The organism is Heliobacterium mobile (genome assembly GCF_009720735.1).
In the GTDB taxonomy this organism is placed as follows: Bacteria; Bacillota; Desulfitobacteriia; order Heliobacteriales; family Heliobacteriaceae; genus Heliobacterium; species Heliobacterium mobile.
The window spans coordinates 59,347-72,872 of sequence record NZ_WNKU01000003.1 but is presented as its reverse complement, the minus strand read 5'-3'; the positions used below and the strand labels follow the sequence as shown (position 1 = coordinate 72,872).

At 48.6% G+C, this 13,526-nt stretch carries 13 protein-coding genes and 1 pseudogene; 12 read left to right on the top strand and 2 right to left on the bottom strand.

The window, feature by feature from the left end:
• The first annotated feature begins 442 nt into the window (after window positions 1-442).
• The gene (locus GJ688_RS04480; RefSeq protein ID WP_155475349.1) at window positions 443-901 is read left to right on the top strand and encodes a DUF4418 family protein; all 459 of its coding nucleotides are present in this window, start codon (window positions 443-445) and stop codon (window positions 899-901) included.
• 377 nt (window positions 902-1,278) lie between these two features.
• A complete protein-coding gene (locus tag GJ688_RS04475; RefSeq protein WP_155475348.1) occupies window positions 1,279-1,521 on the top strand; it encodes a hypothetical protein in 243 nt (80 codons plus the stop codon).
• 194 nt (window positions 1,522-1,715) lie between these two features.
• On the opposite strand, the gene GJ688_RS04470 is transcribed toward GJ688_RS04475, so the two are convergent.
• Both GJ688_RS04470 and GJ688_RS04465 read right to left on the bottom strand, forming a co-directional pair.
• Complete coding sequence (locus tag GJ688_RS04470; protein WP_170291660.1) at window positions 1,716-2,750, bottom strand: CobW family GTP-binding protein; 1,035 nt, start codon at window positions 2,748-2,750, stop codon at window positions 1,716-1,718.
• Window positions 2,725-3,387, bottom strand: a complete 663-nt coding sequence (locus GJ688_RS04465; protein ID WP_155475346.1) for a DUF1638 domain-containing protein — start codon at window positions 3,385-3,387, stop codon at window positions 2,725-2,727. Before GJ688_RS04465 ends, GJ688_RS04470 begins: the two co-directional genes overlap by 26 nt.
• Window positions 3,388-3,809: 422 nt before the next feature.
• Here GJ688_RS04465 and GJ688_RS04460 point away from each other — a divergent pair, with 422 nt between their 5' ends.
• The 10 genes and pseudogenes from GJ688_RS04460 to cysK all read left to right on the top strand — a co-directional run bounded on the left by GJ688_RS04460 (window position 3,810) and on the right by cysK (window position 13,399).
• Window positions 3,810-4,871, top strand: coding sequence for a uroporphyrinogen decarboxylase family protein (locus GJ688_RS04460; RefSeq protein WP_207708753.1), 1,062 nt, complete (start codon window positions 3,810-3,812; stop codon window positions 4,869-4,871).
• Window positions 4,872-4,957: 86 nt separating this feature from the next.
• A complete protein-coding gene (locus tag GJ688_RS04455) occupies window positions 4,958-5,605 on the top strand; it encodes a corrinoid protein (protein WP_155475345.1) in 648 nt (215 codons plus the stop codon).
• 1 nt (window position 5,606) lies between these two features.
• Entirely contained in the window at window positions 5,607-6,704 is a 1,098-nt protein-coding gene (locus tag GJ688_RS04450; protein ID WP_207708760.1) for a uroporphyrinogen decarboxylase family protein, read from the top strand.
• Between the two features lie 47 nt (window positions 6,705-6,751).
• A complete protein-coding gene (locus GJ688_RS04445) occupies window positions 6,752-7,774 on the top strand; it encodes an MtaA/CmuA family methyltransferase (protein WP_155475344.1) in 1,023 nt (340 codons plus the stop codon).
• A 3-nt stretch (window positions 7,775-7,777) separates the two neighbouring features.
• Window positions 7,778-9,460 carry an ASKHA domain-containing protein gene (locus GJ688_RS04440; protein ID WP_328597314.1) on the top strand — a complete coding sequence of 561 codons (1,683 nt, stop codon included), beginning with the start codon at window positions 7,778-7,780 and terminating at the stop codon, window positions 9,458-9,460.
• An 81-nt stretch (window positions 9,461-9,541) separates the two neighbouring features.
• Complete coding sequence (locus GJ688_RS04435; RefSeq protein ID WP_328597313.1) at window positions 9,542-10,651, top strand: ABC transporter substrate-binding protein; 1,110 nt, start codon at window positions 9,542-9,544, stop codon at window positions 10,649-10,651.
• 21 nt (window positions 10,652-10,672) lie between these two features.
• A complete protein-coding gene (locus GJ688_RS04430; RefSeq protein ID WP_155475343.1) occupies window positions 10,673-11,473 on the top strand; it encodes an ABC transporter ATP-binding protein in 801 nt (266 codons plus the stop codon).
• Window positions 11,470-12,219, top strand: coding sequence for an ABC transporter permease (locus tag GJ688_RS04425; protein WP_155475342.1), 750 nt, complete (start codon window positions 11,470-11,472; stop codon window positions 12,217-12,219). The genes GJ688_RS04430 and GJ688_RS04425 overlap by 4 nt, the downstream gene beginning before the upstream one ends.
• Before the next feature lie 59 nt (window positions 12,220-12,278).
• A pseudogene (locus GJ688_RS20525) lies at window positions 12,279-12,401 on the top strand (radical SAM protein); the annotation flags it as partial.
• A 68-nt stretch (window positions 12,402-12,469) separates the two neighbouring features.
• Window positions 12,470-13,399: a cysteine synthase A gene (gene cysK, locus GJ688_RS04415; RefSeq protein WP_155475341.1), complete on the top strand. Its 930-nt coding sequence runs from the start codon at window positions 12,470-12,472 to the stop codon at window positions 13,397-13,399.
• Window positions 13,400-13,526 lie beyond the last annotated feature (127 nt).

The window sequence follows — 13,526 nt, the reverse complement described above, 5'->3', positions numbered from 1 at the left end:
CAGAAACAAAAGATGGATCCGCGACCTTTGAAACGGGGTGTGAACATGTCACTGCGATCCTATACCTGGCTGAGCGTAATTGTCTTCGTTTTGGGACTAGCAATTTTATCGCAAGGGTGGAATCGATCTCCCTTTAATGCAGACGGGGGAGGGCATTCATCTCCGACTTCTAACTCCAGCACGGCTATACACGCCGGAACTGGTCACGAAATGAAGGGAGAAACAGCATCTTCACAAAACCCGCCGAGTTCCCATGATTCCGGTAACAAGAGTGGTACGACCAGCGAGACATCGATACATGGCAACACAAAATCCCCCGGGGGATCCTAATCGTCTTGATTAAAGGGGGAGCTCTTAGGATTCTACGGAATAAATAGGGTGCTCCTACGAGAGAACGGGATGACTGAAAAGTGAAGAAGAAATATGGGGGGAGGGAACAAATATGGAGAAGAGATGGAAGGTCCTCTCATATACGTCTATCCTGTTGAGTGTGGCGCTCTTGGTCACCCCTAAAATCCTGCCAATTTGCAGAGATTTAATGATCACTCAGTCTGGTAGTGCTGTGCCGATGCGTTGCCACTATGCTTACCAAGCGGAGTTTCTTGTATCCTTACTCGCTTTGCTCATATCCGGTTCACTACTGGTGGTGAAAGGATTGGAAGGACGCCGGACGACAAGCCTATTTTTAGTTTTTACAGGTCTCTTGGCGTCATTAATTCCGCAAAAGTGGATCATCGGTATCTGTGGTAACGCCGCTATGGATTGTCATCATGCTATCCACTGGATGTACGGTTGGGCAGGGTTGCTTATCCTTACTGGATTCACACTAGCTTGGCTGGCTGGGAGAACCGATGAGCCAATTTCTAATCACAACTCCTCTTCTTTTGGAGAACATTTGTAGAGAGCGAACACTTTTTAAGTGTAACAGGAAACGAATCGACTCGATAAATAGAAACCATGGCATGGAATAAGGCTATGGTTTTTTATTTTACAAAGTTATGTAAGTGCTAAATGTATTAAGAATATCCCACAACTGATATTTACATAAGTAGCTCTGTATTCTTTCCAACTGTTTTAGTTGGTTATAATTTAAGTTATTTCTCTATTCATACTATGAATTTATATGTTAAAATACCGAGTAATATTATAAAAATTAAAAATAAATACTTTTAATTCTAAAATATGTATTGATTAAGAATGACATTTATGTTATTTTATAAATGACAAGAGACCTAAGTACCGGTGGAGCGAAAACATTAAAGAAGAGGGGGATTTAGAATGATGATGTGTGATGCTTATTGGAAAAAAATGTGTACGGAAATGTCTATGATGATGATGACCATGGACGAATGCAAAATGTTCTGTGACATGATGATGAAAATGGGGAAAATGAACGAAGCACAATGCACCATGTTTTGTGACATGATGATGTCATGTATGACCGGAATGGGCAGTACGACCGGGATGATGATGAAATGCGAAGACATGATGAAGGATATGTGTACTCATACCTGCAACTAGAACGATAGAACCATTAATAGAGTCGAAATTTCTCGGGTCTCTTGTTGGCAGGCAACTCGCCACGCAGATACCGAATAAGCGATATTAAATTGAATGTGGAAAGATATAAGCTATAAGATATTTACAAGAAAATAAAGACCTTCCTGTTTACATCGAGCAGGAAGGTCTTTATGTGTCAACGGACGTTGCAAGAGTCACAGAGTTTTTATTTTAACAGGTTGAGAATCGAATAATTCTTTCAACATATGTTGATTCATTTTTTGTCCAATAAAACAGATCCGGCTTACCCGTTCCGGGCGAGCTTCCCGAAAAGAATAATTACCTTGTACGTAATCAAATTGAATCCACTGATTCAGGGAAGTTTGCAGCAAGCCTTTTCCTCTTATGATTTTTCCAAATACCTCTTCATTGCGGAGTGCCCCGAGGTAAATGTTAAGTTGACTTTGATTATAGATTTTGTCCGTCTCCACTCCCCAGAATTCAAATAGCTTGGGATTCAATTTCTTTAGATTGTTGTTTTGGAACGATGATATCCATGAAAAAAGGCCCCTGTTGAGTTCAACAATCTCAAGAATATCATCTCCCCGAAAACGCTCCCAGTCGGTAGAGATCAGGCTCGCTTGAGGATTCAATCCATAAACAGAGTTGATCACCTTATCGACCCTGTCACGGTCTGAATCCTGGGTCTTGCTCAGGATAATCGTCTGTGCATTGACAATTTGATCTTGATAGAAATCCCCGAATTCTTCTAGATAGGAAGGGTGGTTTAAAACATCTACGACTGTAGCGACCATGTTTAGCGCAAGAACGTTATTCTGTGCAATCGCTTTTTGACAGGCTTTGATTACATCAGAAAGTTTGGCTAAACCTGTTGGCTCAATGATGATTCGGTTTGGTTTATAGGTCTTTACCACCTCGAGAACGGCTTCAATAAAATTACCCACAAGACTGCAGCAAATACAGCCAGAGTTGATTTCCCATACCTCCACACTTTTCTCGCGAAACAAGGGACCGTCAATCCCGACCTCACCGTATTCGTTCTCAATGAGAACCACTTTTTCACCGCTAAAACTTTCCCTAAGGAGCTTGGATATCAATGTTGTTTTACCCGCTCCTAAAAATCCGGAAATAATATCGACTTTCACCTGTGCGTTCATCAAACCGACCCTGCCTTTACATAAGATTATTCTCAGATGATCTTTTTCATCTAAGGATAAAGTCCGATTCATCGATATAGCCGCCTGGTAAAATGTTGATAAACTCTTCGTCATCCCAAGGACCTCGGATCAATTTCTCGAGGTAACGCGGACTGCCTTGGAAAGTTTGATGAGCTACTTTGAGAAGTTCCGCTGTTTTAAGTGATTTGATCAAGCCGGCCTCTTCGCGGGGGTGACCGGTGTGAATGAATTGAATGCATCGGTAGCTGTTAAACATGAGATCGAGTATACGTTGTGCTTTCTTCTCGCCGAACTTTCTGCAGTTCATATCATGTTCACCGAGAATTGACTTCTCCATCTCTACCCAACCGCAGGTGAGATAGAAGGTACCCCGTTCTTTTTGTAATTCTTCAAAAACTTTTTGAGAACCCAAGAAAAGGGGAATGCAATCATGCACCCTGGGAATGGTGAGGATCACGCCGGGGGGAGCCTGTAAACCCTTGAGGGCGCCCCCGCATAAGCCGAAGGCGATCACTATTCGTGAGTAACCGGATGAAGCGTTAAGTACTAATTGCAACTCTTTATGCAGTTTCTGCGGGAACTTGTGAAGGCCTAAGTCGACAAAGGAGAGGTCCAGGGGATCTTCTGCCTTCACAATCGCTAAAATCTCTTCCCGCATGATGTCGCAGACGATAATTTTGGTTTTCATGGGATGCTCGCCTCACAATACCGCAAGATATCAAAGCTTTCACGGAGCTAAAGAAAAAAAGGAGACTAGGCGAAAATTGCCTAGCCTCCAGCGTTCCTGGTCAGCTATCGTAATTTTGAGTTCAAAACACTTTTATCTTTAGAAGTAGGATCTTTCAACCCATGATATGTTAGGAAAAAAATCTTGTCAAGATAATTTGTAATTACGGCTAGGGTAATACAGGGATGGAATATATTTATTGTAAACCTATTGACACCCATACCAGGTCTTGATTAAAATCATAAACATAAATCGAATAACTCGGGTTTGATTGCGACGTTGACCGGAGAGACCGGAGGCTGAGAGATGACCCATCCACTCGTTGGATGGGGTCCCTCAGCTTTTTTATTTGGTTTATTGAAGAATAAGGAGTCGTGATAGGGATGAAATCGGAGGAAATGACTTCATTGGAGCGCATCGCGGCAGCGCTTCAGTACCAGAAGCCTGATCGCGTACCTGTAGCCCCTCTTGTCTGCGGAGCTTCCCACCGGGTTCTCGGCACTACCTATGACAAGTGGTCTATGGACGCAGACCTTGCCACTCGAAGCTTGTTGGCGGCCCATGAGATCATCGGGTTTGATTCCTTTTTGACTTTGGTCGATCTCTCTGTGGAAGCTTATGATTTCGGTCAGGATGTCATTTTTCCGAAGACGAGCACCGCTTACAGCAATACCAACAATCCTCTGATCAAAACCGTCGAGGACTACTATAAGCTCAAACCGGTGAATCCTCGGGAAACGAAGCGTATGGGCATGATCATCGATATGTGTGCCGGTCTGTCGAAAGCACGAGGGAAAGATACGGCGGTCATCGGCTTCGTCTACGGTCCCTTAGGCGTATTGTCGCAGTTGCGTGGCCATGAGCGCATGTTTATGGACTGCATTCGCCATCCCGAAGCCGTATTACAGGCCGTCGAAGTGTTGACGGAAGTGCTGATCGATTACGCTAAGGCACAGATCGAGGCTGGCGCTCACGCCGTTTGCATCGATACGCTCTATGCATCGGGCAGCATCATGAGCAAAAAGATGTGGGAAAAGTTTGAGGGGCCTTTCGCGAAGCGAATCGCCGATGTCATTCGAGATTCCGGAGCGGTGCTGCTCTTGCATAACTGTGGTAACAAAATCTACTTCGATGTCCAGGAAAAGTGGCTCCATCCGGTCGCCATCTCCCATGCCTATCCCGCTGACGATTGCGTAGACTGGGATGAACATGCGAGAAAGTGGGGAAAGAAAATCGTCACCATCGGCTATTCGGTCCCTTCCGATACGGCCATCATGATGAGCCCTGAAGAAATAATGGAAGATTGCCGCAAGCAGATCGAGACCTTTAAAGATTGTAACGGCGGCTTTATCTTGGCGACGGGTTGCGAATTTCCACCGAATGGAAACCTGCTCAGTGCGATCGCGATGGTGAAAGCCGCAAAAAAATACGGGAAGTACCGTTAGCTGTTAAAATTATTTTGTCTGCATTTCTGGGCTTTTATTGAATCATCGGGTAACCGAGACAAATAGAACGAGGAGGAAACATTCAAATGAGAGAACTGAAAGCAAAGCTGTTTCAAGATCTTTCGGATGCTGTCGTTGACATGGACGAAGAAAAAGCTGTGGAGACGAGTCACCAGGTGATCGATGAAGGGATTGACGCCTACGAGGCGATTGAAAAAGGCCTAGCCCATGGAATGGATCGGGTTGGTGAGTTGTTCGACCAAGAGGAGTATTTTATTCCCGAAGTTCTCATTTGCTCTGATGCCATGTATGCCGGCGTGGAAGTGTTGAAGCCGCACCTAAAAGGCGACGAGCAGGGAGAAAAGAAAAAAGTGGTGATCGGCGTCATTGAGGGGGATACCCACGACATCGGAAAAAACCTGGTCAAAATCATGTTGGAGACATCCGGTTTCGATGTGTTTGATCTCGGTCGGGATATTCCGCCTCAGCAATTTGTCGACAAAGCCAAAGAGGTGGGCGCTCACATCATCGGCCTGTCTACGCTGATGACTACGACCATGGACGGGATGAGGGAAGTGGTTCGCATACTCGAAGAGACCAACCTGCGGGAACAATTCAAAGTGATCGTCGGCGGCGGTCCCATCTCTCAAAGCTTTGCCGATAAGATTGGTGCTGACGGTTATGCGGCGAACGCGGCTGACGCCGTCAGACTCGCCCGGAAATTGGTCAGTTAATATGGTTCTCGGACAATCAGAATACTTTAAACGTGATTCAATGACGCCGAGTGAGCGATTGAGTGCCTACCACCGGGGAGAGCCTGTCGATCGATTGCCTTGTGTGCCCATCGTAGGTAATACAGCGGCAAGGGTCGTCGGAGCAAAAGTTTCTCAGTTTCGTGGGAACGGAAAACTGTTGGCCCACGCTCATATCGAAGCGTACCGGCTTTTCCAGTACGACATCATTCGGATTTTTACCGATCTCTACACGCAGGCGGAAGCCATGGGGGCGACGGTGCACTACCCCGAGGATGAAACGGCTTACTTAGAGAAGCCGGCCCTAGCCTCTCACGGCGAACTCGATCAGCTTCAGCCTGCCGATCCCTATAGAGATGGCAACCTTCCGCACCACCTGGAAGCGATGAAGATCGCTGTCGACAAGGTCGGAAAAGAAGTCACGGTGACCGGTGCTCTTACTTGCCCCTTCACGAACGCCTCCTTTCTCGTCGGTGCGGAACAACTGGTGCGACTCATGCTTCGCAACCCGGAGGCAGTCCATCGGCTCTGTGAAATCTCTCTAGAAACGAACCTTCGATATGCGAAAGCGATCATCGACGCAGGCTGTACCCCGAGCCTTACCGATGCCATGTCATCTTGTACGGTGATCAGCCCCCGGCAGTTTCAAGAGTTTTCCTATCCTTATTTAAAACGCCTCATCGACTATATCCATTCCCGTGGGAAATCGGTCACTTTACACATTTGCGGCAAGACCAATCGGATATGGGAGCGGATGGTTGAAGCGGGTGCTGACTGCATCAGCATTGACAACGATGCCGATTTGCTCGAGGCAAAGGAGAAAGTAGGTTGCCAGGTTCGTCTCATGGGAAACGTTAAACCTTCCGAAGTGATGCTGCAAGGGACAGGGGATGATGTGAGAAAGGCTGTTCTCGACTGCCTCTCCAAAGCCTACGACAATCCCAAGGGGTATATCGTCGCCTCGGGATGCAGTTTGCCGACTGAGACCCCCTTTCGTAATATTCATGCCATGCTGGATACGGTCCGAAGAGTGGGGTATCCCGTAGATCCGGAGAAGCTTGAGCGACTGTCAACGGGCTAAAGAAATCATTGGCAGTGCCATTTAAAAAGGAAACGAGGAGATTAAACTTGAGCGCCTTTAGCCCCAAAGAACGATTGTTGCGGGTGTTAGATAAGGAAAAGATCGATCGAGCCCCTGTCGTTTGCCCCGGCGGCATGATGAACGCCGCTATCGTGGAAGTGATGAACCGGACTGGTCACACCCTGCCGGAAGCCCATCATGACGATACATTGATGGCAGAATTGGCTTTTGACGTAGCCGATTATACGGGGTTCGAAAACATCGGTATTCCCTTTTGCATGACCGTCGAAGCGGAAGTGTTGGGATCGGGCATTGATGTAGGGACTTTGGCTTGTGAACCCAAAATCCGTCAGGAGGCGTACCCATCAGTCTCTCAAGTAGAGTTCAAAGAACCGCAAGCGTTGCTTCGGTCCGGGCGGATCAATACGGTGGTTCAGGCGGCTTACCGTCTGGCCCGGAAGCATCCCGATTACCCCATCATCGGAAATCTGACAGGGCCGATCAGCACCGCTGCATCCATCGTCGACCCCATGTCCTTTCTCAAAGAGTTGAGAAAAGATAAAGAAAATGCCCATCGGGTCATCGATTATGTGAGTAATGTGTTGATTGCGTACGCACAACTCATGGTCGATGCGGGTGTGAAGGTCATCTCCATCGGTGACCCCACTGCGACTGGTGAGATTTTAGGGCCGAAAATGTTTGAGGAGTATGCGGTTCCCTACTTAAACAAGGTGATCGACGGAATTCACGAACTTGATGCAGCAGTGATCGTACATATTTGTGGAAAGATGCAATCGGTACGGCATATGATACCGCTCATTAAAGGAGACGCCATCAGCACCGACGCGATGGTGAATTTGAAACGATTAAAAGAAGACTACCCACAGTTGACGACGATGGGCAATTTAAGTACCTACCTGTTGGAAGGCGGAAATTATGAAGACGTTTCTCGGCATACCCGTCGTCTTGTCGGTGACGGTATCGATATTATCGCTCCCGCTTGTGGGCTGAGCACTTCCACGACGATTCAGGCGTTACAGGCCATGACCCAAACGGTAAAGGAGCTATAACCTGTGAGTACATCAGTGAATGTTGTTTTTCAACCGTTGAACCGTACGGTACAGGTGGAAAAGGGAGTGACGATCCTACAAGCGGCACGCTTAGCAGGTGTTTTAATCGAATCCCCTTGTAATGCCGTTGGGACTTGCGGAAAGTGTAAAGTGAAATTGGATCAGACCTCGCGATCGTCCATCCGTCCTTACGGTTTGCATCATCTCTCTCCGGAAGAAGAAGAGCAGGGATATGTCCTTTCCTGTGAAGCGGAAGTCCTTGGTGACATTCTTGTCGACGTTCCGTCGCGCAGCCACGGCACGGAATTGAAGATTCTAAGTCACGGCCAAAGTGTGGAGGTGACGCCGGAGACCTATTTCCAAAAACGCTATGAACCGAAGGATGACCGGACCTTTGTATTTGCCGGTGATGAGTTGGTCGGCCTAGAACAGAGCAATACAGAAGATCAAAAGTACGGCCTGGCCGTTGACATAGGCACGACAACCATCGTCGTCTCTTTAGTCGATCTCGGCAGTGGTCAAGAAATCGCCTCCGCTTCGGCCTTAAATCCTCAAAGTCTTCATGCCCAAGATGTGCTGTCCCGGATCACCTTTGCCAGTACAAAACGAGGGCTCATGATGATGTACTCCGAATTGATCAATGAGTTGAACCGGCTTATCGAGCGAGTGACCGAAAAGTCTATCGTAAACCGGGAGCACATATATGAAGTGATTTTCAGCGGCAATACCTGCATGATCCACTTGGCCACTGGCAAAGACCCGGCACCGCTCGGAAAATATCCTTACATCCCGGAGTTTACTGGCGCAGTTCACCTAAGTGCCTCAGAGCATCACCTAGGCGTGTCTCCGTTTGGACTCATCTATGTGCCGCCTGTTATTTCTGCCTATGTAGGCGCCGATATCACATCAGGCATCCTGGCGTCCCAGTTGCATCAGCAAAAGGGAATCACGTTGTTTGTTGATATTGGGACAAACGGAGAAATGGCTCTGGCTGTAGAGGGCAAACTTTCTGCCACCTCTACTGCGGCAGGGCCGGCTTTTGAGGGCATGAATATCACCTGTGGTATGCGTGCTGGAGCGGGGGCCCTGGAGTTTTTTCAGATTGAGGACGATAAAACCATCACGACGAAGACGATTGGCGATCAAGAACCGGTAGGGATCTGTGGGAGCGGACTTTTGGATATCGTCGGGGAGTTAGTGGCCAATGGCGTGATCGATAAAAATGGCCGTTTTGTGAAACCGGAATCGACCCTATTGCCGGCCTCATTAAAAGAGCGGTTGCAACTGCGTGATGGAAAAAGAGTATTCCAAATTTCCCGGCAAGTGTATCTGACCCAAAAAGATGTTCGTCAAGTCCAGTTAGCCAAAGGCGCTATCCGAACCGGGATCGATCTGCTGCTGCGAAGTAAGGGGATCACATCGGACGCCGTGGACCGGGTGCTCATCGCCGGTTCCTTCGGTTATCATCTGCGCGCGAAAAGTTTAATCCACCTCGGGCTGTTACCAGACAGTTTTGATGGGAAGATCGAGTTTATCGGCAATACCTCGAAAACGGGTGCTCAGGCCTTTCTCATGAACCAGTCCCTACGCAAAGAGATGGAAAAAGGGGTTACCGAAATCGAAGTGATTGAGCTGGCTAATTATGGTGATTTCGAGCAGGTTTTTGTACGATCCTTAGGATTTTAAGTCAAATTCAGCCCACCGTGACAGACGGCTCTTTTCCATGAGCGTCTTCCAGGGTGGATACTAAAAAGGAGTGAATGGCCTGTGCCTTTTGTCGACGCGAAAACAAAGCGGATGATCACCTTTGCCTTGGGCATCATCATTTTTGCCACGACGGCATTGTTGACCGTTGGGTGCAGCTCTGATGCAAAAAAGGGAACGTCCGCACAGACGGCTGCACCGGCAGCAGAAAAGACCGACAAAATCAAGCTCAATGTAGGTTACCTTCCCGCTCCCGGTGATGTATTGTTCTTTGTCGCGAAAGAAAAAGGTTTCTTTGACCAAGAAGGACTCGACGTGGAGATGTTCCAGTTCACCAACTCAGGGGAAGGCCTTAACGCTATCAAGAGCGGTAAACTGGACACAGGCGCTTTCGGTACGGCGGCCCCGCAGACGTTTATCGCGAAAGGGACTCCATTTGTCGTTATCGCAGGCATGCAAAGCGAAGGGCACGCCGTTATCGCGAAGCCGGAAAACGTAGAAAAGTTTAAAACGCCGCAAGGTTTCGTCGGGAAAAAGGTAGCCACCGTACGGATGGCCACCGGTGACGCCGTCTGGCGGTATGCCTTGGCAAAGGCGGGTATCGATTGGAAAAACCAGGTGAACATCCAAGAGCTTGATTCACCGGCTGCAGTGATCGAAGCTGTCAAAAAAGGAACTGCCGATGTGGGCAACGTGTGGGTTCCCTTCGTAGAGATGGCGGCAGCGCAAGGATTGAAAACAGTCGAGTGGTCCTCGGCGTATATGCCCGGACACGTCTGCTGCCGTGTCGTCGCGATGGAAGATGTGCTGGCGGCCAAAAAGGAAGCTTTTGTTCGCTTTGATAAAGCGCTCATCCGGGCATACGAGTTTTACACGCAAAACCCGGATGAGACGGTAGACGCCCTTTCCAAGTATGTCAAGATCGACAAGGAACTGCTGAAAAAGGCCACATACAGCGGTAAGATTCATAGCATACCCGACCCGGATAAGAAACGCTTCGTTGAGTTCTGGAACGCCATGAAAAAAGTCGGCTACCTGGACAGCGATCACGATATCAACCGGAATATTCAACCGGAGATCTATAAAGAGGCCTTAGACCGTTTGAAATCGGAAGATCCCAACAACGTCACATATGGGATCCTTGAAGAGGGATACAAAGCTAACGATCTATAGAAAGCCGGGGAGGTGTGAGTCATGGAGGCCTTGTTACAACTGGAGGCAGTTTCCCTAGCCTATGGGAACAGTGCATCCAACCGGTTGGTTCTATCCGATGTTACAGTCGATGTGAAAGAGGGCGAGTTTATCACCGTTGTAGGCCCTAGCGGATGCGGCAAAAGTTCAACCATCGGGTTGCTCGCCGGCCTTCTGACCCCGACCTCTGGCACCATTCGCTTACAAGGAACACCGATCACAGGGCCCGGTCCAGACCGGGCCGTCGTTTTCCAGGACTATTCTTTGTTCCCTTGGATGACTGCCTTAGATAACATTCATTTCGCACTCCAGCAGGTCAGGAAGGCCACTCGGGAAGAGGCATTACAATATCTGCATCTGGTCGGTCTCTCGGAAGCGAAAGAAAAGTATCCGGGAGAATTGTCAGGAGGGATGCGCCAACGGGTAGCCATTGCCCGTGCTTTTGCTGTAGATGCACCGGTCTACTTGATGGACGAACCATTTGGAGCGGTGGACGCCAAAAACCGCATTTACCTGCAAGATCTTCTCCTGCGCTTGTGGAAGACAGGGGAGCATTCGAAGACCATTTTTCTAGTTACCCATGATATCGATGAAGCTTTATACCTAGGCGATCGAATCATTATTTTTACACCTTCCCCCGGCCGGATTCGCCGAATTGTGGAAGTACCCTTTACACGGCCTCGAACACGGGCTTACTTGGTTCATGATCCTGCCTATATTCAGTTGCGAAATGAGATTCTCTCGCTGCTGCAAGACGACTTGATCGGAGAACTGGAACTGGTGGAAGGGGGATCAGGAATATGATGCAAAAAACGATCGATCGTTTGCTGATCTTTTTGAGCATATTTTTGATCTGGGAGTTATGCACCCATACCTTTTCCATACTCGATCCCTTCCTATTTCCGTCTCCAGAAAAAGTGGCCCAGCTGCTTGTAGAAGATTCGGAGGTCTTCCGAAAAAGCTTCACCAGTTCAATCTACCTGTTAACGTCGGGATTGATCCTGGCTCTGTTGACAGCGATTCCGCTCGGTTTGTTGGTAGGATGGCAGCGTCGCCTCCATCAAGCGGTAGAACCGCTGACGAACCTGCTTGGCCCGATTCCGCCGATCGTGTATATCCCCTATACGATCGCTTTGCTGCCTACCTTTACCTTGTCGTCGATATTTGTCATCTTCATCGGTGCTTTTTGGCCGCTCTTTATCAACACGGTCGCTGGTGTACAGGCCGTAGAAAAAGGCTTGATCGATTCGGCACGGACCTTAGGGGTCAGCCGGTGGACCATGCTGACACGGGTGTTACTGCCTGGCGCCCTTCCTCACATTCTTTCCGGAGGATCCATCAGCTTGGTCCTCGCCTTCATCTTATTGACAGCCGCCGAAATGATCGGCGCGACCAGCGGCCTTGGCTGGTATGTGAAGTATTTTTCCGACTTCGCCGATTATCCGAGGGTGGTCGCAGGGATACTCGTCATCGGCATCGTCGTTTTATTGCTCATGACGGTATATCGCCAAGTATCCAGTTATCTGCTTCGCTGGAGAACAAGCGGTTAACCATCAAGGGAAAGTGACCCATTTAATGAGCAAACATCCTTGCTTTAGTGGGGAAAGCGGCGGAAGCCTATTTGCCCGTATTCCGTCATTGCCGTGCCGATGCTTGCGGGATCCCTGGCAAAGGGAAGGATTTCTCAGCACTGCTCTATGATCGACCGATGGAGACATTTTCACACGGTTGAGGCAAGAGCGGCAGCATTCATCACAGGAATGTTCAACGCTGACAAACACACGGGGAGGGAGATACGACATGGGAAAGATTGTCGATAATCTTTCCGATTTGATTGGGAAGACCCCTTTGGTCAGGTTGAACCGGGTGACCGGCGGGGCGAATGCAGAAGTCGTGGCGAAACTGGAATCCTTCAACCCTGGAGGTAGTGTGAAAGATCGCATCGGTTATGCCATGATCAAAGATGCCGAAGATAAGGGATATATCAAAAAAGATACGGTAATCATCGAACCGACTAGCGGTAACACAGGGATCGCATTGGCTCTCGTTGCAGCGGCCCGAGGGTACCGACTCATTCTCACCATGCCTGAGACGATGACTATGGAGAGGAGAAACTTACTGAAAGCGTATGGTGCGGAAATCGTACTGACTCCCGGGACTGATGGGATGAAGGGGGCTGTTCGCCGAGCCGAAGAACTGGCCGCTCGGTATCCCAATTCCTTCGTGCCGCAGCAGTTTAACAACCCGGCGAACCCGCAGATTCACCGGGTGACAACGGCTGAGGAGATTTGGGAAGATACGGAGGGAAGAGTAGATATCATTGTCGGAGGCTTCGGAACAGGAGGAACAATCACCGGTGTCGGAGAGGTGCTAAAAGAGTATAAACCGGAAGTTCAGGTTGTAGCGGTGGAACCGATAGAATCTCCTGTATTATCTGGCGGAAAACCGGGGCCTCATAAAATTCAAGGACTCGGCGCCGGATTCATACCGGAAGTTTTAAACGTATACATTATTGATGAAATATTTAAAGTGGAAAGCGAAGAAGCCTTTGAAATCAGCCGGCGTTTGGCTCGGGAGGAAGGCATTCTGGCGGGGATTTCATCGGGAGCGGCTACCTTCGCTGCGTTGCAATTGGCGAAGCGGCCAGAGAACGCCGGAAAACTTATCGTTGTTATCCTTCCCGACACGGGCGAACGGTACTTGAGCACGCCGCTCTTTCAGGGGGCTTAATTGGAAATATGGCAGTTAGGCTTGTGCTGACCGGATATACCTGAGTCTGAGGCGAAGGTTTTGTTATTGACCATGGCCTCAGTTTTTTTATCAGTAGAACTTGTCTTACAAATCCGTATATGGGAAT